This is a genomic window from Burkholderia pyrrocinia (assembly GCF_001028665.1).
GTDB lineage: Bacteria > Pseudomonadota > Gammaproteobacteria > Burkholderiales > Burkholderiaceae > Burkholderia > Burkholderia pyrrocinia.
This window is the reverse complement of record NZ_CP011505.1, coordinates 41,746-64,905: the sequence shown is the minus strand read 5'-3', so window position 1 is coordinate 64,905 and position 23,160 is coordinate 41,746. Positions and strand designations below refer to the sequence as shown.

At 62.5% G+C, this 23,160-nt stretch carries 20 protein-coding genes and 1 pseudogene; 11 read left to right on the top strand and 10 right to left on the bottom strand.

The window, feature by feature from the left end:
* Positions 1 to 4: 4 nt before the first annotated feature.
* Together ABD05_RS30590 and ABD05_RS30585 are read left to right on the top strand one after the other, a co-directional pair.
* The gene (locus ABD05_RS30590) at positions 5 to 1,276 is read left to right on the top strand and encodes a DUF3734 domain-containing protein (RefSeq protein WP_047903942.1); all 1,272 of its coding nucleotides are present in this window, start codon (positions 5 to 7) and stop codon (positions 1,274 to 1,276) included.
* Between the two features lie 293 nt (positions 1,277 to 1,569).
* Positions 1,570 to 2,574, top strand: coding sequence for a DedA family protein/thiosulfate sulfurtransferase GlpE (locus ABD05_RS30585; RefSeq protein WP_053060005.1), 1,005 nt, complete (start codon positions 1,570 to 1,572; stop codon positions 2,572 to 2,574).
* A 1,170-nt stretch (positions 2,575 to 3,744) separates the two neighbouring features.
* On the opposite strand, the gene ABD05_RS30580 is transcribed toward ABD05_RS30585, so the two are convergent.
* From ABD05_RS30580 to ABD05_RS30570, 3 genes are all read right to left on the bottom strand, one after another.
* Positions 3,745 to 5,298, bottom strand: a complete 1,554-nt coding sequence (locus ABD05_RS30580) for a DHA2 family efflux MFS transporter permease subunit (RefSeq protein ID WP_047903941.1) — start codon at positions 5,296 to 5,298, stop codon at positions 3,745 to 3,747.
* A gap of 105 nt (positions 5,299 to 5,403) precedes the next feature.
* Positions 5,404 to 6,720, bottom strand: coding sequence for an HlyD/EmrA/EmrK family protein (locus ABD05_RS30575; protein WP_047903940.1), 1,317 nt, complete (start codon positions 6,718 to 6,720; stop codon positions 5,404 to 5,406).
* Positions 6,721 to 6,754: 34 nt separating this feature from the next.
* Complete coding sequence (locus ABD05_RS30570; protein ID WP_047903939.1) at positions 6,755 to 8,272, bottom strand: efflux transporter outer membrane subunit; 1,518 nt, start codon at positions 8,270 to 8,272, stop codon at positions 6,755 to 6,757.
* Positions 8,273 to 8,882: 610 nt separating this feature from the next.
* Here ABD05_RS30570 and ABD05_RS30565 point away from each other — a divergent pair.
* The 3 genes from ABD05_RS30565 (at position 8,883) to ABD05_RS30555 (ending at position 10,440) form a co-directional block, all read left to right on the top strand.
* Positions 8,883 to 9,383 carry an Ohr family peroxiredoxin gene (locus ABD05_RS30565; protein WP_047904611.1) on the top strand — a complete coding sequence of 167 codons (501 nt, stop codon included), beginning with the start codon at positions 8,883 to 8,885 and terminating at the stop codon, positions 9,381 to 9,383.
* A 168-nt stretch (positions 9,384 to 9,551) separates the two neighbouring features.
* A complete protein-coding gene (locus ABD05_RS30560; protein WP_047903938.1) occupies positions 9,552 to 10,031 on the top strand; it encodes a carboxymuconolactone decarboxylase family protein in 480 nt (159 codons plus the stop codon).
* Between the two features lie 4 nt (positions 10,032 to 10,035).
* Positions 10,036 to 10,440, top strand: a complete 405-nt coding sequence (locus ABD05_RS30555; RefSeq protein ID WP_047903937.1) for a cupin domain-containing protein — start codon at positions 10,036 to 10,038, stop codon at positions 10,438 to 10,440.
* A gap of 125 nt (positions 10,441 to 10,565) precedes the next feature.
* On the opposite strand, the gene ABD05_RS30550 is transcribed toward ABD05_RS30555, so the two are convergent.
* From ABD05_RS30550 to ABD05_RS30525, 6 genes and pseudogenes are all read right to left on the bottom strand, one after another.
* Positions 10,566 to 11,105: an HD domain-containing protein gene (locus ABD05_RS30550; protein ID WP_175804847.1), complete on the bottom strand. Its 540-nt coding sequence runs from the start codon at positions 11,103 to 11,105 to the stop codon at positions 10,566 to 10,568.
* A 138-nt stretch (positions 11,106 to 11,243) separates the two neighbouring features.
* Positions 11,244 to 12,293, bottom strand: coding sequence for a patatin-like phospholipase family protein (locus tag ABD05_RS30545; protein ID WP_047903936.1), 1,050 nt, complete (start codon positions 12,291 to 12,293; stop codon positions 11,244 to 11,246).
* A gap of 92 nt (positions 12,294 to 12,385) precedes the next feature.
* Positions 12,386 to 15,841, bottom strand: a complete 3,456-nt coding sequence (locus tag ABD05_RS30540; protein WP_047903935.1) for an adenylate/guanylate cyclase domain-containing protein — start codon at positions 15,839 to 15,841, stop codon at positions 12,386 to 12,388.
* A gap of 176 nt (positions 15,842 to 16,017) precedes the next feature.
* Positions 16,018 to 16,422, bottom strand: coding sequence for a type II toxin-antitoxin system VapC family toxin (gene vapC, locus ABD05_RS30535; RefSeq protein WP_047903934.1), 405 nt, complete (start codon positions 16,420 to 16,422; stop codon positions 16,018 to 16,020).
* Positions 16,419 to 16,613 carry a type II toxin-antitoxin system VapB family antitoxin gene (locus tag ABD05_RS30530; RefSeq protein ID WP_047904609.1) on the bottom strand — a complete coding sequence of 65 codons (195 nt, stop codon included), beginning with the start codon at positions 16,611 to 16,613 and terminating at the stop codon, positions 16,419 to 16,421. The genes vapC and ABD05_RS30530 overlap by 4 nt, the downstream gene beginning before the upstream one ends.
* Before the next feature lie 690 nt (positions 16,614 to 17,303).
* Positions 17,304 to 17,624: pseudogene (locus ABD05_RS30525) on the bottom strand (AMP-binding enzyme); the annotation flags it as partial.
* Between the two features lie 461 nt (positions 17,625 to 18,085).
* Between ABD05_RS30525 and ABD05_RS30520 the strand changes: the two are divergent.
* From ABD05_RS30520 to ABD05_RS30505, 4 genes are all read left to right on the top strand, one after another.
* Complete coding sequence (locus tag ABD05_RS30520) at positions 18,086 to 18,931, top strand: alpha/beta fold hydrolase (RefSeq protein WP_047903932.1); 846 nt, start codon at positions 18,086 to 18,088, stop codon at positions 18,929 to 18,931.
* Positions 18,932 to 19,003: 72 nt separating this feature from the next.
* Entirely contained in the window at positions 19,004 to 19,402 is a 399-nt protein-coding gene (locus ABD05_RS30515; RefSeq protein ID WP_047903931.1) for a hypothetical protein, read from the top strand.
* 18 nt (positions 19,403 to 19,420) lie between these two features.
* Positions 19,421 to 20,068: a winged helix-turn-helix transcriptional regulator gene (locus ABD05_RS30510; RefSeq protein WP_047903930.1), complete on the top strand. Its 648-nt coding sequence runs from the start codon at positions 19,421 to 19,423 to the stop codon at positions 20,066 to 20,068.
* Positions 20,069 to 20,126: 58 nt separating this feature from the next.
* Positions 20,127 to 21,392 carry an NADH:flavin oxidoreductase/NADH oxidase family protein gene (locus ABD05_RS30505; RefSeq protein WP_047903929.1) on the top strand — a complete coding sequence of 422 codons (1,266 nt, stop codon included), beginning with the start codon at positions 20,127 to 20,129 and terminating at the stop codon, positions 21,390 to 21,392.
* A gap of 59 nt (positions 21,393 to 21,451) precedes the next feature.
* Here the strand turns inward: ABD05_RS30505 and ABD05_RS38075 are convergent, their stop codons facing one another.
* Positions 21,452 to 21,706, bottom strand: coding sequence for a hypothetical protein (locus ABD05_RS38075; protein ID WP_141685167.1), 255 nt, complete (start codon positions 21,704 to 21,706; stop codon positions 21,452 to 21,454).
* A gap of 44 nt (positions 21,707 to 21,750) precedes the next feature.
* Between ABD05_RS38075 and ABD05_RS36990 the strand changes: the two genes are divergently transcribed.
* Positions 21,751 to 22,110 carry a hypothetical protein gene (locus tag ABD05_RS36990; RefSeq protein WP_141685168.1) on the top strand — a complete coding sequence of 120 codons (360 nt, stop codon included), beginning with the start codon at positions 21,751 to 21,753 and terminating at the stop codon, positions 22,108 to 22,110.
* Positions 22,111 to 22,150: 40 nt separating this feature from the next.
* On the top strand, positions 22,151 to 23,137 hold the full coding sequence (gene acuI / locus ABD05_RS30495; RefSeq protein ID WP_047903928.1) for an acrylyl-CoA reductase (NADPH): 987 nt from the start codon (positions 22,151 to 22,153) through the stop codon (positions 23,135 to 23,137).
* Positions 23,138 to 23,160 lie beyond the last annotated feature (23 nt).

The window sequence follows — 23,160 nt, the reverse complement described above, 5'->3', positions numbered from 1 at the left end:
AACCATGTATTCGAGCCAGCGTAACAAGCTGAAGCAACCCCATCGCATCGATCTCCCCGCGTACGACGAAATCGGTCTCGTGCTGCAGGGCGGCGGCGCACTTGGCTCATACCAGGCCGGCGTATACGAAGGCATGGCCGAAGTCGGCGTGGAGCCGACGAGAATATCCGGGGTATCGATCGGTGCGCTGAATACGGCGATCATCGCCGGCAATGCGCCCGCGGATCGAGCGGAAGCGTTACGCGGCTTCTGGAATACCATCAGTCAGCCGACCGATGCGCTCTCGCACTTCGGCGCGTTCATGCCGGCGTGGCCCGGGCTCGAAGACATCGGTCGCAAGTGGTCGAGCGCATGGGCCGCCACGCGCACGCTGATGGAAGGTCAGAACGGGTTCTTCTCCCCGCGCATGCATGTTCCGTTCGCCGGGATCGGCCGGAAACGCCCCGACCAGGTCAGCTATTACGACACGTCGGCGTTGCGTGAAACGCTTCTCCGGTATGCAAACTTCGATCGCATCAACGACGGGAACATTCGCGTATCCGTCGGCGCTGTCAACGTGAGAACGGGCAATCTCGTCTATTTCGACAATACGAAAATGCGCCTGGCACCGGAGCATTTCATCGCCTCCGGCGCGCTGCCGCCGGGTTTTCCGGCCGTCGAGATCGACGGTGAGTTCTATTGGGACGGCGGGCTGGTTTCCAACACGCCGCTCACCGAGATCATCCGGGAAAGCCAGCACAAGGACACGCTCGTGTTCCAGATCGACCTGTGGAGCTCGCGAGGCAAGCTGCCGGGCGATTTCCTCGATGTCAGCGAGCGCACCAAGGACATCCAGTATTCGAGCCGCACGCGAGCCATCACCGCGTTCATGTCGCAGAACCAGAAGCACGCGCAGATGATCAAGGCACTGCTCGAACACATCCCCGAAAACGTGCGGCTGGCGCACCCGCTGTTGCAGGAGGCGCAGAAAACCGCGGACGGCAGCGCGGTGAATGTCGTGCACCTGATCTACAAGAACAAGTCGTTCGAGGGGCACTACAAGGACTACGAATTCAGCAAGGAGACAATGCGCGAGCATTGGGCGAGCGGTCTCGAGGATATTCGCCGTTCGTTCGGACACCCCGAATGGTTCGAGATTCCGAGCCGCGAGATCGGCTTCGTCACGCGCGACGTGCACCGCTATCGGCAGGACGTCAATGAAACTGCTGGGCCCGGCAAGGACACGCTTCCGCCATCCAAACACTTGCCGGAACAAGAGCCGTCCGTCGCCAGGTAGCGCGTATCGGCTTCTTCCCCCGGTCATTCCATTCGCGCCGGTCGAGCATGGCCGCGGCGAAGGCAGGGAACCTCGGCACACGGCGCCGCGCCGCCGTGTTTGCCGCCGTGCGAGCGAACGGTGCTTCCGGGCCAGATGTCTTCCGATGTGCGGTCCGGTAGCCTCTGTCGCCGGTTCGATGTGTCAGACCGTTTCGATGACGGCAAGTCCGGAGCCAGCGTCGGCCGTCGCAGTTCGGGCTGCGCAATGAACGTCCTTCGAGACCGGTACGTGCAAGCCACAAGGAGAGCATCATGATTTCGCATGAACTGATCGCACGGTATGGCACGTTGGTCGTATTCCTGAACGTGCTTGGATCTTCGCTGGGCCTGCCTTTGCCTGCCATACCGACCTTGATCACGGTAGGCGCAGGCATTGCGCTCGTCACGCACGTTGCGTCGGCGACGGTGCTGCATTTCGCGGCGATACTCGGCGCCGCCGTGATGGGCGGCGTGCTCGGCGACCTGGTCTGGTTTCAGGGCGGCAAGCGGTACGGCAAGCGCACGCTTCATACCGTTTGCAAATTGTCGCAGTCGCGTGAAACGTGCGTCCGGACCACGGAGCGCTTTTTCGGTCGCTGGGGCGTCCGCGTACTGGTCGTGGCGCGGTTCGTACCCGGCCTGTCGCTCGTTGCCGTTCCCCTGTGCGGTGCGATGGCCGTCAGGTTGCGCTCCTTCGTCCTGCACGATTGCGCAGGCGTCGCGCTTTGGGCATCGATCGGCCTGGCCATCGGCGCAATCTTCGCTTCGCAGATCGACATGGTCTTTTCCCTTGTCGCCCGTCTTGGCTGGCACGCGCTCATCGTGGTCGGCATCGCACCGTTTCTGTATGTCGCGTATCGCTACTGCCGGCGACTGACGCTGGCCAATGCGCTCGAGAAGGCGCGGATCAGCGCCGGTGAATTGCATGCGTTGCTCGCGAACAATCCGCGGCCGGTCGTGATCGATGTCCGCTCCACCGAACGACGCATGCGCGATCCGTTCGTCATTCCAGGCGCCGTGATTGCCGATGAACGCAAGCCCGCGCAGATCATGGAACGCTATGGGGCGAACCGAACGCTCGTCGTCTATTGTGCGTGTCCGAACGAAGTGTCTGCGGCGTCGGTGGCCAGGCAGTTGCGACTGTCCGGCGTCAAGCTTGCATTGCCGCTCACCGGCGGGATCGATGCATGGCGTGTCGAAGGTTTCGACGTCGAGCCGATCATGGCGATGAATGACGCGGCAATCAGCGGCGCAGAGCGACAGCTTTTCACGCATTGATGGCGTCGCGTCCACGACGTGCCCGAGTATCCGGGTACGGCGCCATTCCGCCCCATCGGGTTGGCGCGCCGCCACGCAGCGGACAGGGCCTCCGCCGTCTCGCGCAGCACGTGTCCGAAGACGGCGGCCATCATCCTTGCCTTTCCGGTTTCAAGCATCTTCCTGATCGGATCCGTGTGCCCATCGATTACACGACGGCGACGACAACGCCGTCGGAAGTCGATTGGCGGCACCCGGGACGACACCGGGCAAACAGCGCGCAGATAGCGCGCCGGTCCGGCGAAGGGCCGGCACACACATGCTCGATGAGAATTGCCATGATTGGCGCCACGATGGCTCGTCGGCAGCAAGGACCGGACTGCGCACACGCTCATACCCTGATTGCGTCATCGCCCAAGTCGAGCGCGTACACGATAGCGAACGACAGGCTGAAGAGTGTTCTTACGGGAACGAAGATCGGAGTCGATCCCGCAAACTCGCCGGGCTTCGGTGCCGCCGAGTCGCGTTGTCCATAGCCGGCACCGATTGCCTCGCACGCAGCGGTTGTTTCCGCGGCAGGACCGCTCGGAAAAACCGATCCGCGCAGGGCCGTCGAAGCGACAACGGCCCGGCACTGCGATGCCGAGTTGCGGCGCGCCGCACTCGTCCCGCACGCCGGCACACGTCCGGGCATCTTGAACTTCGTCCGCTCCGGTAGCGATCAGATCGCCGTCCACTTGCGAACGCCGAAGGCGCCAGGTGTGCGAGGCGACGGTGTCAATCCGGCGCAGCCGTCCGCGGCCGAGGATGCTTGCGGCACAGGCGGGCATCCCGATTCCCGGCATGTCGGTGGAAGGCGTAATGGAACCCGACGCGACTCGATCGATGTCGGTTCATGCCGACACCGCACATCCACGTCGATTTGCCCCGTGACGGGTTACCGTCGCCGCGGAACCGGTACGCAACACCGGGCGAATTGGCGCTGGCATCAGGATGGCACTGCGCTGAACGGGAAATATAGTCGCCCTTGTGCCGCCGGGCGATGTCGAAAGAACCGGGCCGCATCACGTCTGCGGCCCGGAGGGCACCCGAACAGGAACGGAATCGACCGCAGGTCTTGCACCAACGGTCCCGGCGGCTACCGGGCGATCGTCACCGGGCGACGAGAGGCGCCGCCGGAAACGACTGCACTCAGTGCGCGCCCGCCGCTGCTCCACCACCGCCCTTGCCGGGCTTCGTGAGCCAGACCAGCGGGATGATCACGACGAAGATGATCGACGACAGCCAGAAGATGTCGTTCAGCCCGAGCATCGCGGCCTGTGCATTCAACGCGCGTTCGAAGAACGCGGTGGCCTGATCCATGCCGCCGCCGAGCGTCGCGTGGAGGTTCGCGATGGCGCTCGTATAGTCGGGGTTGTTCACGCTCGACTGCTCGGCGAGCTGCGCATGGTGCAGAATCGTCCGGTTGTTCCAGCCCGTCGCGATCAACGACGTGCCGACGCCGCCTGCAAACACGCGCACGAAATTGGACAGGCCCGCGGCCGCCGGAATCCTCTCCGGTGACAATCCCGACAGGATGATCGCGGTCAGCGGCGTAAAGAAGAGTGCCATCGGAATGCCTTGCAACAGCGTCGGCAGCACCAGCGTATAGGGGTCGACGTTCGTCGTGTAATGCGAGCGCATGAAGAATACGCCTGCAAAACCCAGGAACGCCAGCGTCGCGAGCACTCGTGCATCGGACTTCGGCATGATCTTCGCCATCACGGGCGCGAGCAGCACGGCGAAGATCCCGAGCGGCGCCGTCACGAGCCCGGCGTCCACCGAACGATAGCCCAGATAGCCCTGAATCCATTGCGGCAGGATCACCAGATTCGAGAAGAACACCGCATACGCGACCGAGATCGCAATCGTGCCGCCGCGGAAATTGCGCACCGCGAACAGGCGAATATCGACGATCGGGTTCTTCTCCGTGAATTCCCAGATCAGGAAGAACAGGAAGCTGATCGCGGCGATGACGGTAAGCACGCAGATCACCGGCGAGTTGAACCAATCGAGATCCTTGCCCTTGTCGAGCATGATCTGCAACGTTGCGACCCATACGACGAGCGACATCAGGCCGACTTTGTCGATCGGGAGTTTGCGCACCGGCGTCTCACGGTCGCGATAGATCATCCACGTCACGCCGGCCGCGAACAGCCCGACGGGAATGTTGATGTAGAAGATCCACGACCAGCTGTAGCTGTCGGTGATCCAGCCGCCCAGCGCGGGGCCGGCAATCGGGCCGACCGTCGCGGTCATCGACCACAGCGCCAACGCGGTCGAGCTTTTTTCTTTCGAATACGAACCCAGCAGGATCGCTTGCGAAAGCGGAATCAGCGGGCCTGCGACGACGCCCTGCAAGACGCGTGCTGCGAGCAGCACGAGCAGGTTCGGCGCGATGCCGCACAGCCACGACGAGAAAACGAACAGCACGATGGCGGCCACGAACAGCCTGATCTGACCGACGCGCTGCGTGAGCCAGCCCGTCAGCGGAATCGCGACGGCATTGGCCGCCGAGAACAGCGTGATCACCCACGTGCCTTCGTCGACGGACACCCCGAGGTTTCCCGAGATGGTGGGAATCGCAACGTTGGCAATGGACGAATCCAGCACGTTCATGAACGTCGCGAGCGCGACGGCGAGTGTCGCAAGAACCAGCTTTCCGCCGGTCAGCGGTGCGGGTGCAGATTGCATCGAGGAATTCATCTCGCTTCCGGTCTGAAGTATTCGACAGGCCCGGCGCATCGGTCCGGCCCGTCAGACGATTGAATGACCCGGAGCGCGACTGCGACGCGCGCTCCGGGACGCGAGTCAGCCTGCGCGCTGTTCGGCGCCGCTCCGGTCCCTGGCGTAGCGCTTTGCGGAACGCGTGGACGAGACGACGGGCTCCGTCGGCCCTGCACGACCGGTCACGATGTTCTGCGCGATGATCTTCTCGATCTCGGCATCTGCCTGCGCGCCGTATTCGGCGAACACATCGGTGCGATACGACGTATTCAACGCCGCGCCGAGCTGCGGGCCGGTGTTGTCGCGCGTATCCACATCGACCTCCATCGACAGGCCGATGCGCAACGGATGCGCGTCGAGTTCCTTCTGATCCAGCTGGATGCGCGCGGGCAAACGCTGGACGATCTTGATCCAGTTGCCCGTCGCGTTCTGCGCCGGCAGGCTCGCGAATGCGCTGCCCGTGCCCGCCGAGAAACCGACGACCCAGCCGCGGTACTTGACCTTGCCGCCGTACACGTCGGCCGTCAGCGTGACGGGTTGACCGATGCGCATGTTGCGCAGCTGGCTTTCCTTGTAGTTCGCATCGACCCACACGCCGTCGAGCGGCACGATCGCCATCAGCGGCGTGCCGGGCGACACACGCTGGCCGACCTGAACCGAACGCTTCGCCACATAGCCCGTGACTGGCGCGGGCAATACATTACGCGCGTAGGCGAGATACGCGTCGCGCACTTTCGACGCGGCGGCCTGAACGTTCGGGTGCTGGCCGATCGTCGTGCGGTCGGTCAACGCGCGGTTGGCTTGCGCCTGTTGACGCGCGGCGTCGAGCGCGGCGTGCGCGGCCGTCACGGTGTCGCGCGCGTGCGCGATGTCTTCCGCCGACACGGCGCCCGTGCCGGCAACGGCCTGACGGCGGCGCAGATCGTCCTGGGCGCGAGCCAGATCGGACTGCCGCTGGGCGACGTTCGCCGCATAGAGATCGTTGTTCACGTAAAGACCGCTCACCTGCCGCACGGTCTGGCCCAGCGTCGCTTCGGCGTTGCCGAGTGCGACTTTCGCATCGGCATTGTCGAGCTTCACGACCGGATCGCCCGCCTTCACGATCTGCGTATCGTCAGCATTCACGGCGACGACGGTACCCGCCACCTGCGGCGTCAACTGCACGAGGTTGCCGCTGACGTACGCGTCGTCGGTGGATTCGTGGTAGCGCGCAACCGTCAGGTAGTACACGCCATACGCGATCGACGACGCGACGACAGCTACGCCGAGCAGCGCCAACAGCATCCCGCGCCGCCGCGTCGCGGGTTCGCCTCCGACATCGTCGCCTCCCGACGGCGACGGATCTTGATTCACGCGGGCGGCATCGACCGGCTTGCGCACCGGCGGGTTGATTTCGCTCATTTCAATTCTCCAGGCAGATTCGATGGGTAGCCGCTCAGCGCGCGGCGACGGCAGGCGTGTCGGATGCGGACACGTCGGCGCGCGCCGCCGCTCCCGAGTCCGCGAACGACGTGTCGACGAAGCCGCCGCCCAGCGCGGACGCCAGCGCAATCTGCCGATCGCGGCGGTTCATGCGCAGATTCGCGACGCTCTGATCGGCGGCAAGCGCATTGACGTCGGCGTTCAACACGGTCAGTTGATTCGTGAGACCGGCCTTGTACTGCGCGAGCGCCAGTCCGGCAGCCTTCAGCGCCGCTTGCTGCGCAGTCTGCGCATCGACAAGCTGCGCATCCGTCGAACGCACGTCGGCAATTTGCGTGGCGACTTCGCTCAACGCGGTCACGAGCGCCTGGTTATAGGTCGCGACGGCGTAATCGAAGTCGGCATAGCGTCCCTTCAGTTGCGCGCGGAGTTCACCCGCGTCGAAGATCGGCAGGTGGATTGCCGGGCCGACCGAAGCCGTGCGGCTCGCCGCGGTCAGGAAGCGGCCGAAGCCGAACGCGTCGAGTCCGATCGCGGCGCTCAGGTTGATGTCGGGATAGAACTCGGCCTTCGCCTCCTTCACGTCGTGCGCGATTGCATCGACGTTCCACCGGGCAGCCACGATGTCGGGCCGCCGGCTCACGAGATCCGCGGGCAAGTTGTCGGGCAGGCGAACGTCGTCGCCCATGCCGAGCGCCGGGCGCGCGATCTGCAAACCGCGATCGGGGCCGGCGCCAAGCAGCGCGGCGATCTGATAGCGCGTCGCGAGCAGCTGACCGTCGAGCGACTTCATCGCGGCGCGGCTCGTCGCGAGATTCGCGCGGGCGGTCTCGCGCTCGACCTGCGTGTCGAGCCCTGTCGCGATACGGCCTGCGGTGATGCGATCGATCTGCTCGCGCCGAGCGATATCCTGCTCCGCGATGTCACGCAACACGTACAGGCGCGCAAGCTGGTTATAGGTGCGCGCGATCGACGTCGTGAGCGTCAGCCTGACCATTTCCTCGTCGGCACGGCTCGCCTGAAGCCGGGACACCGACGCCTTCAGCGCCTCGCGCTTCTTGCCCCAGAGGTCGAGTTCATACGAAGCGCCGAGGATGCCCCGGTTCTCCGTCTGCCATGACCCGCCATACGGCGGCGGAACGAGCGCCGTCCCTGAGAATTGCTGGCGCGTGAGCGCGTAGCTGGCGTCGACGCGCGGCATCGTTCCCGCACGTGCGGATTCGCTATAGGCCTGCGCGGCCGCCACGCGCGCACGCGCCTGGTCGAGCGTCGGGCCGTTTCTCAGCGCCTCGTCGATCAGTGCCTTCAGCTGGCCGTCACCGAACTGATCGGCCCAACCGGCCGTGGGCCAATGGCCTTGTTCGAACGGAAGGCTCTGTTGCGTCGCGTACTGCTGCGGAGCCGTCATCGCTGCATTGCCATGAATGCCTGCGTAATTCACGCACGCCGACAATCCTGTCGCGACGATCACCGGCACCCCCACCTTGAACGCGCGCGACGTGCATCGCCCGGCGATTGAAAAAATGTTCATTGCTCGTCTCGTCACGTAGTAGGCATAAAAAGCCGTTTGCAGAAAAATCGCGCTGCGGGTTCGGTCCGGTATCGACGAAGGCGCAATGTGACCCGTGCTCTTTTCATCGCCATACGGCCGCTTCATGCGTTCGCGAGAAGCGAGCCTCTCCTGTGCACATGCGAACGATGTCCTGATCAACCGTATCGCCATGGCGCAATACTAGGTGCCGGCTCCGTGCGCAGATAGACCCGTATCCGCACACTTTCCGGTTCCTCTTTGGCACCAATCGACGCCGCCACGGCGTTCGTCAGGAAATTGTCGAAACGAATCGCGTCGGGCCCGCCTGGCCGCGCTTTCCGGAATCCGCGGCAGTGCGGCTCGTGTTGCGTCGCCGGATTGGTGCGGAACAGGCAACACCATGCGTCCCAAGCCGATCTGGTCTGGCGCCCCGCCTTTACCTAGCATGCAAGAGCGTTCGGTCCATCTTCCGGATGGACGTCATGAGGATCGACTTGCAGGCAAGACCTGCGCCATCGCGCTGACTCGCTTCGAAAATCAACGCAACGACTCGATGCGCAAGCGTCGAGAACTGCTCGCGCTGGCGACACAAGAAACCGGGAGGCACCCTATGGAGAACGAGAGGTTGAAACCTCCGCCGCTGACACTGCTCGACAAATACAGGGGGCAGGAATTCGCCGTGCTCTATACGACCACGGTCACGGTTTCCCCGGGTGAATCCGGACACGGACGCGCATCAGGCGTCGCGAAATCCGACGATGGCAGTCTCGTCCTCGATCTGCGCTTGCCCATCGAACTCGGCGGCCCGGGCGGCGGCACCAATCCCGAACAGCTTTTCGCCGCCGGTTACGCCGCATGCTTTCACGGCGCGTTGAGTCTTCTGGCTCTGCGCGAACGGATCGACATCGGGGAGACAACGGTAGCCGTCGAAGTGTCGTTCGGTCGTGATCCGGTAGACGGCGGATATGCGCTGATTGCCAATGTCGCCATCCGGATGCCGGGCGTGGATCGGCATGTCGCGGAAGTCCTTGTCCGCGACACGGAGCGCCTGTGCCCCTATACGAAGATGGTGCGACAGGGAATCTGCGGTGTCGTCGTGTTGTCGGCCTGACTGTCGTGCGCGACGGGCGATTGGTGCCGAAGGGACAACAGAGTGCGCACGTTCCGGGTACTACTGGCCCCCGGAGCACGCCGTTACGATGCTTTCCAGGCGAGCTGCGCGTTGAATCGTTCGACGCGGGTTCAGCAGTAGTCCTCCCACAGATCAGGAGAACAGATCATGACGCAACGTATCAACTACTTTCAGCAATCGCCGGAACTGACCAAGAAGCTCGTCGAGCTGGACGGGTTGTTTCAGAAGACGACGATCGAGGCGCCGGTCCGCGAACTTGTCGAGGTTCGCGCATCGCAGCTCAATGGCTGCGCGTTCTGCGTCGACATGCACATCAAGATGGCGAAAATCCACGGCGAGCGCGAATTGCGCCTGCATCACGTCGCGATCTGGCGCGAGTCGACGCTGTTTTCTCCGCGCGAGCGTGCCGCGCTGGAATGGACCGACGTACTGACCCACCTCCCGTCGCACGGCGTGCCGGACGACCTCTACGAGCGCGTCCGCGCGCACTATTCCGAGAAGGAGTTGTCGGACCTCACTTTCCTTGTGGGGGCGATCAACAGCTGGAACCGCCTGAATGTCGCGTTCCGCATCGCGCCCGGCTCGTTCGACAAGATGTTCGGGCTCGACAAGGCCAACCTGGAGTGACGACATGAAACGCATCATGCTCGTTCTCGCGCCGCTGGTATCGTCGCTGCTGATGGTCGTTCAGCCGGCCGCCGCCGCACCGCAAGCCAAGGTCACGCCGCTGACCACGGAGCCGTTGCCCGAGTATCCAGGCAAGGAAGTCCAGATGATCGTCGTGGATTACCCGCCCGGCAGCGTCGACCCGGTTCATCGTCACGATGCGCACGCATTCGTCTATGTACTCGACGGCAGCATCGTGATGGGCCTGAACGGCGGCAAGGAGGTCACGCTCCACGCTGGCGATACGTTCCACGAAGGCCCCGGGGACGTGCACACGGTCGGACGAAATGCCAGCAGCACGAAGCCGGCAAGGTTCGTCGTGTTCCTGATCAAGGACAAGGGTGCACCGGTCCTCACGCCCGTGAAGTAGGGCAATCGTTGGCAAGGCCCGGCAACGCCGGGCCGATTCTCGATGAAAAAACTTGCCGCAAACGGGTCAGTTTTGGTTGGCTATCGACCGTTCTCGACGTGACAAGTCCCGGCAGCTTGTCGTCGTTATTCCGGAATCGGCAAGCCAAGCCGCCAACTCAAGTTTCTGCGCGCTCGCGTCTCGCAGCGCGTGTAGAAGAAATCCGTGAGATAGATGCGCGGACGTGCGAGTAACCCGCGCAGAATGGTCCGTTCATGAAGGTCGTAAGCCCGGTCGTCAAGATCAGGGCGCTCCGCCCGGAGGAGGCGGCCGTCTTCGCGAAATCTGCTGCGAGACGCGCCCAGCACGGCCAGGTCGATGTCGCACACAAAACGGGTATCCAGTTCCGCGGCAATGCCCAGGTGGGTCGTCGCGAGAATCATCTCGCAGATACGGTCGCTCGCGCGGATTCGCCCCCCGGCCTGGCGGCGGAACCAGTCCGCGCTACGCTGCTCGTTGTCTTGCGCGCCAGGAACGAAAATCGCGTCATGAAACCAAAGCGTGAGTTCGACGGTGTCCGGTTCGGGAATCGAGTCGCGCGCCAGGTCGAGATGACGCAAACATCGCCGGACATGCACGAGCGTATGGTAACGGCGCGCCGGCTCCCTATAGCATTGCGCCAGCAGGCGATAGACATCGTTGGCATGTGTCCCGCCGCTGCATGACCACAACGCGACGAATCGCGCCTGCGTCCGGTTCACGTTCGCTCCCTGGCCCGGGACGGCTACGCATGAGCGCCCCATGCCGACATTGCCGCGATGCGTTCAGAGAAATTCCCTTCGGATGTCGATACTCGACCGCTGTCCGATGTTTCCGAAGTGATGCGCGAGCCACGCATCCGCTTCGCGTCGCCCGTGGTCATGCAGTTCGCTGAGAAATTCCCAATCCGCGTTGTACTTGCTCGATACGCTCAACGCGCACAGAGCGTCGTCGGCCCGAATGGAATGGATCAGCATTTCCTTCATCTCGCCGCGTTGTATCGTGCCTTGCTGGATCAGGTCGGTGACGAACGCGATGGCTCGCATCTCGCGCATCAGCGACGAATTGAAACTGATCTCGCTGATACGGTTGAGAATTTCGGCAGCCGTGATGGGCACACCGCGGCGCACGAGCGGATTGATGTGCACGATCACGACGTCGCGCGTCGCGCAATTGTAGATAAGGGGATAGATGGCCGGATTACCCATGTAGCCGCCATCCCAGTAGTATTCGCCATCGATCGTGACCGCCTGGAACAGTGTCGGCACGCATGCCGATGCAAGCACCGCGTCCGCACTGACATCCGCTCCCGTGAAGAGGCGTATTTTCCCCGTTTCGACGTTGGTTGCGCATAGATACAACCGGATCGGGCAGTGCTTGTGCAGCGCGTCGAAGTCCACCTGGTTCTCGAGCACTTCGCGTAGCGGGTTCAGGTTGCCCGGATTGAACTGATAGGGAGAAAAGACGCGCAACATCATGTCGGCGAATGCATAAAGCGGCGAATGATCGAGCCCGAAGCTGTGCGTGCCCTTCAGCCACGGCACCCAACGCAACGGGTTGTAGCGCTCCGCCGATTGCGCGACCGCCTTCCAGAAGTCGTGCAGCGCCTGACGCGCACCGTCTTCGCCTCCCTTTTGCAGACCGTATGCGAGTACAGCGGCGTTCATCGCGCCTGCGCTGGTTGCACTGACACCCTCGATTGCGAGCCTGCCGTCTTCGAGCAGCCGGTCGAGCACGCCCCAGGTGAAGGCGCCGTGCATCCCGCCACCCTGCAAAGCCAGCGCAATCTGTTTGCGCGGTACATCGTTGCGGCGTCTCGTGTGCGTGATTGTCATGCCCGTCTCCCCAGCTCTCCGTCATGCGGAGCAGCGGCAGGTCGTGGACGGTACGTCGTCACGCGATACGTCGTCGTGCGCCGCAGGTCCATTCATCCGGTGCGCGCGTCCAATGCATCCAGCAGCGCTTTCGCCTCTCGCAGGTCGCTCGTGTCAAAGCCTTCCGTGAAGCAGGCGTACACGTCGGACAGCGCTTGCCTTGCCTCCACGGTCTTCCCCCGCCGTTGCAATAGCCGCGCAAGGTCTGACGCTGCTCGCAATTCCAGCGCTCTCGCACCCTGCCGGCGCGCTCGCGCGATCGCTCTGTGAAAACAGTCGACCGCTTCGTCGTCGCCTGCAGCGGCAGTCCCCTCCTTGCCCGCCCCTCCGGCCAGATAGATTCCCGTGAGCCGGTACAGCTCGGCCTCGTAGCAATGCTCACCGGATTGCTCGACGATCGTCGTCGCCTCTTCCAGCATGTCCAGTGCTGCCCTCTTGTCACCCGCGCGCCAGTAACTGTCGGCGAGCAACGCGAGACCATATGGCCGCTGGTCTTCGCCGCCGGTTGCCCGCTGCGCGTCGAGTCCCAGCCGCATCTGCTCGATGCCGTCCTGGATGTGTCCTTGCGCGCTCATCGCCCAGCCTCGCAGCAGCGTCCCCCACGCGAGCCAGTACGGCAATCCGTGCTCGGTCGATACGGCAATGACCGCTTCTGCGCGCTCGGCGGCAAGCACCGGCTCCCGCCGCAGCTGATGCAGGTGCGCCGTGTAGGTGAGACTGAACGCCAGAGATGGCCCATAAGAAAGGTTCCGTGCGAGCGCAAGTGCTTCGACGCTGCGCTGGAGCGCTTGGTCGGGATACCCCTGGATCCACAGGGTCAACACCAGGAAACTGAGCGCCCGGATGCCGGGATCCACCCCGTGCGCGAAGACGTGTGCCTGATGCTGCTCCGGATCGTAGATCGCAAGGGCCTGTTCCAGGTGTGTGCGGGCAGCATCGAAATCACCCTGCAGAAAAAAGCACGAGCCCAGTGCACTATGAGCCTCGATGAGGAAGCCTGGATCATTCGCATCCCGGGCCGTACCGAGCATCTGCCTGCCCAGGTCGGTCGCGAGCGCATACTCGCCGCGCACCAGGTGGTACATCCGCAATCCCAGCTGCGTCGCAAAGCGTTGCGATACCTCACAGGTCCGCTCGCACAACTCGAGCGCACGCGTATAGGTCGCGCCCACCTCCGTCGCGCCATACCCGCGCACATCCATCAAGACCGGCCCGAGGGAAAGCAGCAGTGCCAGTTCCCAATGCGCACGCACCGGTGTGTCCGGCAAGCCCTTCAGTAACGCAAGCGCAGCGCCGAGGTGATTCATTGCATCGTGATGGGCAGCATGGCGCAGCGCCTGCTGCGCCGCACGATGCAGGTATTCGACAGCCTTGGGAATGTTTCCGCTCTGACCGTAGTGGTGCGCAAGTTCGCTGCAGTAATCGGCGATGCGCGTCGGGAACAGCACCTCGATCGCCTGCGCGGTGCGCTCGTGCAGCGTGGTGCGCCGCTCCGTGAGCAACGAGCGCCCGGCGACCTCCTGGGTCAGCGCGTGTTTGAACGAATAATTGACCTCGGGAAAGGCGGGCCGCTCGTAGATGAACTCCGCCGCTTCCAGATGGGCGAGCAGCCGACGCAGTTCGTCGTCCCGCGCCGACGCCTCACCGCAAATTCGCCGGATCAGGCTGAACGGAAACTCGTGGCCGATCACCGCGAGTGCCTGCAACAGCTCCTTTTCATCGATCGGAAGCCGGTCGATTCGAGCGGCGAGCACACCCTGCACGGTGGTAGGAATGTGCAGCGTCGCAGGGGTCTCCACGACGCGATAGCGCCCGGCGTCGCCGAGCAGCGACTTCTCCTCGACGAGCGTCTGGACCACTTCCTCCATGAAAAAAGGGTTGCCCTCCGTCTTCTCCAGAATGCGCTGCTTGAGAGTCACGAGCGTACGATCCTCGCCGAGCAGCGCCGTGAGCAGTCCTTGAGCATCGGAAGGGCCAAGCGGTTCGAGCCGGATTCTGCTGCAATGACGTGCGCCGGCCCACGCCGGCTGATACTCGGGCCGGTAGTTCACCAAAAGCAGGATCCGTGCGTCCGGCACGTGGTCGATCAAGTAGGTAAGGAATGCTTCTGTTTCACGGTCCAGCCATTGCAGATCCTCGAACAGCAAATGGACCGGCTGATTCTGGCTCTCTCGCACGAGAAGCTGCCTGATCGCGTCGAAGGTGCGGTCGCGCCGGATCTGCGGATCCATTTCGACGAGCACCGACCCGCCTTCACCGATGCCAAGCAGATAGAGGACGTATGGCACGAGGTCCTCGAAACTGCGCTCCAAAGTGAGCGCCTTGCCGATGACCTTTTCCCGGCAGCGCCGCTCGTCGTCCTGCGGCGTGATCTGGAAATAGTTCTTCAGGAGCTCGATGAGCGGCAAGTTGGAAAACGCCTTGCCGTGCGATACCGAAAACGTCTCCAGCACCAGCGCGCCACGTCGTGAACGCTCCTTGAACTCGTGGAAGAGGCGAGACTTTCCGACGCCGGCCTCGCCCACCACGCCGACCACACGCCCATGCCCGGCCCTCATGGTCTCCAGGGCCCGGTTCAGGTGTTCCATTTCCGTTTCGCGGCCGACGAACCGCGCGAGACCACGGTGCGCCGCCAGTTGCAGGCGCGTGCGCAACGCACCCAGGCCAAGCACCTCGTATACGCGCAGCGGCGCGGGAATTCCCTTGAGTTGCGTTGCCCCCAGCGCCTTGAACTCGAAATAGCCTTCGGCCAGCTTGTGGGTGGACTCACTGACGAGAATCGACGTGGGCGTGGCGATTCCCTCGATCCGCGATGCGATGTGGATCGTATGCCCGAGCGGATCGTATTCGGTGTGCAAGTCGTCGGTGCGGATGGAACGGACGACGACCTCGCCGGTATGAACACCGACGCGAATTTGCAGAGGAATGCCCTCCTGCAGACGAATGCGGTCGCCATGTTGCCGCATCGCTTGCTGCATGCGCAATGCAGCGAAAAGCGCGCGCTGTGCATGGTCTTCGTGGGCGATCGGTGCGCCGAACAGCGCGAGGATGCCATCGCCGAGCGATTTCGCTACGTACCCTTCATAGTAGTGGACAGCTTCCATCATCAGCTCGACCACGGGCACGATCAAGCGATGCGCCACTTCGGGATCGAGATCGTGGATCAACGCGGTCGATCCGGCCATGTCGGCAAACAGCGCGGTAACGGTCTTGCGCTCGCCAGCAGGCTCGCCGCGCGCTTTCATGGCCGTGTGTTCGGCGCGGATCCGCTCGGCAAGATGATCCGGCGTGTAATGAATCGGGGTGGGCGACGAATCCTGACCCGATGATCGAGAAAGTGGCGGCGCAGCCGCAGGTGTCGCCTGCGACGTCCCGCAATTGCTGCAGAAGCGTGCTGCTGGCTCCACCTCATGTCCGCAATGCGGACAATGATGCGGCAGCACGGCCTGACATTCCTGGCAGAACCTCGTACCGGCAGGATTCTCAGACCCGCAGATTGTGCAGCGCATAAAACCCTCTTCCTGCCAAGGGTCGACATCAATACATTATGCGCCACCATCTGCGGGCATTCAGGCCGGCGAGCGTGATCGTGCATTGCCGACCGGCTTGATTAGCCAGAAACGGCACACTCGGCACGGGCCCACTACCGAATCCTTACATGCCCGCGAGGCTGGCCCGGCGTCGCTCAATCATCTAAAAGGGCTGATCGAAGACCCAGATACTGAACGAATGGATCAAAGTCCCGATCGCTGTACAGTAGCGACACGCCGTTCTCGATACAGTAAGTCGCGATCAACGTGTCGATGGTCTTGCGGACCGTCACGCCTCGCGCTCTCAAGTCACGATAATTTCGTGCGGCCTGGACGGCGTTATCGGTGCCGACCAGCGAGACAACATTCAGGCGCGTCGTCAACAACTGGCGGGCCACATTGAATTCGGATTCAGCCGGGAAACCCTGCAACACCTCTGCCACGATCAGGTCGCCCGACAACAGCGCCTCGTTGCCGAGCAAACCGTCCAGCTTGTCGGTTTCCGGCGAAACCTTGCCACGAAAATAGTCAATCCAGACGCTCGAATCCACGAGCGTCATCGATCCGTCCTCATGGCGTCGAGATCACCTTCCCAGTGGAGTTTTCCGCGGAACTGGCGAATCTGTTCTTGCTGTTTGAGCCTGATGATCGTCTTCAGACCGAGTTCGACAGCTTCCCGCTTGGTTTTGATACCGGTTGCGGCAAGTGCCTCGGCCATCAACTTGTCGTCGATTTCAATGTTGGTACGCACGGCATACCTCGCGATGTGTATAGATTTCTCAATTATACACATCGCAGATTCCGGTTTCCGTGAGGCTGGCCCCTCGTAACAACACCCAGACATCACAATTCATTTAACTTTGGATCGTGCCTGTCCTGTGAGCCAATGCTCGCAAGGCTTTCCGCTCCGGCCCCTAAAACGAAATTGCTGCCATCCAGCTCGAACACTAAATAAACACGAAAAAAACGGACGCAGCACATGACGAGGGGTGGCGGTGAGGCTTGAAGGCACCAAACCGGAAAAACGCGAGGGAATCAAAGGCCCCCAGAGAACCTGTCCGCACCCGCTTTGTAGAAAACCATAGCAACCGTTCATCGATGGTCGCGCAAGCGGCCGCAATGGTCGATCACTTACCTTCGCTGGACGGTACGGAATAACGGTCCTACATCCGACGCTTGCCATCGGATCCTCACCGGCTCGACCAGCGGCTCCGGGTTGGGTGTGTGAGTTCGCGATGCAGAAAGCTGCTGTTCGGCTGCTCGGTACTGCCTATCCACCAGCACACAGGAGCCAAGATCAATTCTCTGGCTGGCAAGCATTGAAGGCTTAACAGCCAGTTCGAGCACAATGACGCGCCCATACGCGCGACTACCGTCGCACTTGACCGTAGTCGCGCTCTACAGCGCATGGCGCGTTCAGTGGACCACCGGACCACCAGCCTTATTCGGCCAATCTCGTAATCGCTTCACGGCTGCCCGCTTGCTCCCGCAGGCGGAACTTCTGGATCGTCCCGGTAGCAGTTTTGGGCAATTCCCCGAAAATCACGCGACGCGGGCACTTGAAATGTGCCAGTCGCTCTCGACAGAACGAGATCACATCCTCCTCGGTGATGCTCGGGGCATCGGCCTTCAGCTCGATAAACGCGCAAGGAGTCTCGCCCCACTTGTCATCCAGCTGCGCGACCACGGCCGCTTTCAGGACGACCGACATGCGATAGATGACCTCCTCCACCTCCACAGACGAAATATTTTCTCCGCCCGAACCTTCACGTCCATGCCGTCGCCACTATCAACGTTTGGTAGCCCAATGCTCCCTGCTTCCGACTGACAGCCGCAAAGGTGGCGCCTCAGGTCCGACCCCTGTTCGCCGCAGACTGCCCTGCCGGCCACACCCGATCGCGTGGCGAGATTCGTTACCTCGGTCCAGAGGAGCGTTACGAAACCCGCAAGCACGACGCGATCGGTCGACCGCTTGCGGTCTTCGTGGCGACACATGGTTCTCCGGGATCCGGGCAGCATGCCCCGCAGCGGAAGAACGTTTTTGGGGTGGCCGGGGACCGCGAAAGCCACGGTGGCACCCGGTACGCGATTCCGGCGCCGAGTTTTTGATTTATGTACTATACTATTCGTATAGTTATGTGGCATGATGTCCGCAATGAGTTGATGGCACCGCAACGGAAACAGCGCGGGTTTCAGGAACCGAACAGCTTGTGAGCCAAGCAAATGATCGATACGCACCAGACTGCCCAGACCCGATTCATCGATGTCGGCTCGGAGCACTTCGCCTATCGTCGGTGGGGCAATACCGGCACCGACCAGCCTCCGCTGCTGTTCCTTCAACACTTTCGTGGTGGCATGGATCATTGGGATCCGGTGATGACGGATGGCTTGGCGGAGGGCCGGGAAGTCATCCTGTACAACGGTCGCGGCATCGCCTCGTCGTCCGGCCGGCCTCGCAACCGGATCGAGGACATGGCGGACGACGCAGCCGCCTTCATCCACGCGCTTGGCTTGAAACAAGTCGATGTCCTGGGCTTTTCGCTTGGCGGCTTCCAGGCGCTGGATCTGACCTGGCGCCATCCGGAGCTTGTACGTAAGCTGATGCTCTTGGGGACCGGTCCGCGTGGCGGCAACCCCGACATGGAGCCGTCGGTGCTGACGACGGCACCACGACCGGTGCCCGTCTTCGAAGACTTCGAGTACCTGTTTTTCGGACGTTCGCAGGCAGCCCGACAGGCTGCGCATGAATTCTGGCAACGTCGTCATCAGCGCGTCGACCAGGATCCGCCTTCTTCGGCGGAGGTCGCGCAAGCGCAGATAGAGGCGAACATGCTGTACCTGCCGAGGTTGTCGGAGGAAGACCCCTTCGCGTACCTGCGGGAAATCAAGCATCCGACCTTCATCCTCAACGGTGTTAACGACGTGATGGTCCCGACCGTCAATTCGTTCTACATGGCCAGAAACATTCCGAACGCGCAGTTGTTCATCTATCCGGATTGTGGCCACGCCGCGCAATTCCAGTGCCCGGAGCGTTTCCTGTATCACGCCGTTCGATTCCTGGGCGAGTAACGCCCCTTCCCGAATCGGGGTCTTCAATGGGAAGAGCCTGGTTCATGTTCAACCGCACCAAGGCCGCCCGCCATGCTCAAGTTCAAGTTCCTGTTGTGGGTCTTCGCCCGACTGCTGAAGCAGCAGGTCAGGAAGAACCCCGATTGCGCCAGGTACATCGACGGCAAGGATCTGGTGTTCCAGATCCGCACGATTTCCGGCATCGGTCGCTACTTCGTGATTCGCGACGGGGCCGTACGATCCATTTCCGGATTGGCAGCGAACCCTCGATTTACCCTGAGCTTCAAAGATGCCGCGAAGGGCTTCAAGATTCTGTCGAACAAGGATAGCCAGGCAGCTTTTCTGAGGGGGTTGGGCAGCAACGATCTGGTTATCAGCGGCGACTTCCTGGAAGTTATGTGGTTCCAGGGGCTGACGGCGTTCCTGCAGCCGCCGAAGATGATCTCTCCCTATGACCGCACCGCTTTTTGAGTGAGCAACCCCTTGTCCATGCAAAACAAGACTTACGGTCAGCTTTGCCCGATGGCTCGGGCACTGGACGTCCTGGGCGAACGATGGACGCTGCTGCTGGTCCGCGAACTCCTGCTCGGGCCGAAGCGCTTCAAGGATTTGCTGGCGATCCTGCCCGCGATGGGAACCAACCGACTCTCCACACGCCTCTCGACACTGGTGGACAGCGGTGTCGTGCGATCTACCGCTCTGCCCGCGCCGGCTTACGAGTTGACACCGCTCGGCGAACAGCTTCGGAAACCGCTGATTTCGCTTGGGCTCTGGGGCCTGAGCCTGCCCGTTGACGAGCGAATCGATCCGATGACGGCCCGCGCCGAACTCATCGCGCTTTTCCTAACCGGAATGAGCAATCCGGCCGCAAGTGCAGGGCTGCAGGCGTCGTACGAGTTTCATGTGGGAGCGGAAGTCTTCCACGTGCTCGCGAACAATGGCGAAGTGCTGGCACGCTCGGGTCCAAGTGCCGTGCCCCCTGACGTCAGTATTCAGTGCGATCTGGAAACGTTCACGGCCCTTGCCTTGCGCCAGATCACGCCGGCAGATGCGCTTCGCAAGGGACGGGCAAGCCTTCTTCAAGGACAACGAAGCACATTCACACAGGTGTTCCGGGTGCTCGAATATTGCCCTTGAAATTTGCCGGATCCCGGGCTTCCGGTCCAACTTCATTCCAGCCTACAGGCAATCCGTCATGACCGAAACATCTCGTGTATCAAACTTGCTGAACCAACCGCTGCGCTTGCCGAATGGCAGCGTGCTGCGCAATCGCCTCGCCAAGGCGTCCATGAGCGAGACCCTTGGCACCTACGCCAATCGCCCGACCCTGGCACTCGTCGAGTTGTACCGGCGGTGGGCTGCATCGGGTCTGGGGCTGATCATCACCGGTAACGTGATGATCGATCGCCGGGCGTTGGGCGAGCCGGGCAACGTGGTGATCGAGAATGAGGCGGACTTGCCCGTATTGCGGCATTGGGCGCAGGCGGCAACCGGCCAAGGCGCTGCCATCTGGGCCCAGCTTAATCATCCCGGCAAGCAATCGACCAAGGGGCTGAACGCCAGCAACCTCGCCCCATCGGCCGTTCCGTTTCGCGAAGACATGGCGGCATTCTTCGACACTCCGCGCGAAGCCACGGCCGCCGAAATCCAGGACATCATCGAGCGATTCGGGCGCAGTGCGGCCATCTGCAAGAAGGCAGGGTTCAGCGGCGTGGAAATCCACGGAGCGCACGGTTACCTAGTCAACCAGTTTCTTTCGCCACACCACAATCGCCGCAACGACGAATGGGGCGGGACTCCCGAGAAACGGCGACGTTTTGTGCTTGCCGTCTATGCCGAGATTCGCCGCCGCGTCGGCCCGGACTTCCCCGTCGGCATCAAGCTCAACTCCGCCGACTTCCAGCGCGGGGGCTTCACCGAGGACGAGTCGCTGGCGACGATTCATGCGCTGGTCGACGCCGGCATCGATCTGATCGAGATATCGGGCGGCACCTATGAGGCCCCGGCCATGAGCGGCACGCTCGAGCAATCCAGGAAGGCATCCACCGTCGCGCGCGAAGCCTATTTCCTCGAGTTTGCCGAGAAAGTACGCGCCTCGGTGCGCGTGCCGCTGATGGTCACCGGCGGCTTCCGCAGTGCCTCGGGAATGAATGCCGCATTGCGCGCTGGATCGCTGGACATCATCGGTCTCGCACGGTTGCTCGCGATCGACCCCGACGCACCGGTCGCCTTGTTGCAAGGACACGATAGCAAGCAACAGGTGCGCCCCATCACTACGGGCATAAAGCCGGTCGATCGCATGGGGTTGATGGAAATCCTCTGGTACACGCGACAGCTCAAGCGAATCGCCAAGGGAGGCAATCCCCGTCCCAATGAGAGTGGCCTGTCGGCATTTCTCAAGTCGGCGGTAACGAGCGGCTGGGGCACCTATCGCACTCGGCGCCTCCGAGCGCGCGATTGATGTCCGGACTGGCTGTCGAGACGGACGGACGTATCATCCGGCCAGCGACCGTCGAGCCCCTATGCAAAACCGCTACATAACGCGACTCCCTGCTCGTCACGACTCGGCGAGCGCACTGCATGTCGGACTCGAACGGCAGGCCCATGAAAAAGTCTTGCATTTTTACCGAGCGATAATATGATGTCCATCATATGCAAATCATCTCCTTCTGCTTCAACTAAGCCACACATAATCATCTCGTCGAAACCGCTGTTCGGGCGCAGCGGCGACGACGGCACCAGCGTCGCCGAGCCGATGAAGCAGGCCGGGCTCATCGATGGCGGACTCCATGCGCACTTCGCGTCACTCGAAGCGATGCTTGCCGAAGCCACCGATCGCGCTGGCACCGACGCAGTGGCCGCGTTCTCGCGCGTCGCATCCACGGTTCTACGAATGCAATCGCGTCAGGCGATACTGCGCGCCTGTCGTGCGGCGACGCGGCCTGACGCACCGCATCAAGGAGTTGATCGTCGTCGTTTCTCGCCAGTCGGCCGTCTGGGGGAAGCCCGGCGCGCACGAGCGTTCCCTGATCACCGCTGCCACGATTGTCGATGCTGTGATACGGGCGAGCGCAGTCGATGAAGAGGCGTTGTCCGATTTGGTGTGGAGGGCCGCACTGGCGGATCTCGTCTCCTTGGAGAACCGAATCGGCGAACATTTTTTTCGTCATAAATTATGATGATCATCATATTTTTGTGTAGCAACATCTGGAGAAGACGATGACATTCCAGGCACTTCTGGCCACCCAGGCAGGCGATGCGATTTCGACCGACCTGGTCGACTTCGACGAAGCAGAACTAATGCCGGGCGACGTGACCGTCGCGATCGATTACTCAACCGTGAACTACAAAGATGCGATGGCGGTCAGCGGTCGCGCGCCGGTAATCCGCCAGTTCCCGTTGATTCCCGGCATAGACTTCGCGGGCACGGTGGAGGCCTCTTCCCATCCGGGAATTGCCGTTGGCGACCACGTGGTTGCCAACGGCTGGGGGCTGAGCCAGACCCATCACGGCGGCTTCGCGCAAAAGGCGCGTGTCAGCGGCGATTGGCTGGTCAAGCTGCCGAAGGCAATCTCGACCCGCAATGCGATGGCCATCGGCACCGCCGGCTACACCGCGATGCTGTCCGTGCTGGCGCTGGAACACTCCGGCCTGACGCCGAGTCACGGTGATGTCCTCGTTACCGGTGCCAGCGGCGGGGCTGGATCCATTGCGATCGCGTTGCTGTCGAGGCTGGGCTACCGGGTGGTCGCCTCGACCGGGCGGCTGGAGGAAGCCGACTATCTTCGCGATCTGGGCGCCGCCGACGTGATTGACCGACGCACGCTGTCCGAACCATGCGCGCCGATCGCCAAGGAACGCTGGGCCGGCGCCATCGACTCGGTCGGCAGCCACACCCTGGCCAATGTGCTGGCGCAGATCCGCTATCGCGGTGCGGTCGCCGCGTTCGGGCTCGCGCAGGGCCCGGATCTCCCTGCGTCGGTACTGCCATTCATCTTGCGCAACGTAACCCTCGCCGGCATCGACTCGGTGAACGCACCGCGGGACCTCCGGCTGCAGGCATGGACGCGCCTGGCCAACGACCTTGACCTGGACAAGCTAGCACGCACCACCGAAGTCATTGGCCTCGCCGAGGTGCCGGGCATCGCCAGCCGGGTGCTCGAAGGCAAGGTGCGAGGCCGCACACTTGTCGATGTCAACACGTAACCTGTCTTCCATGCCGTCATGTC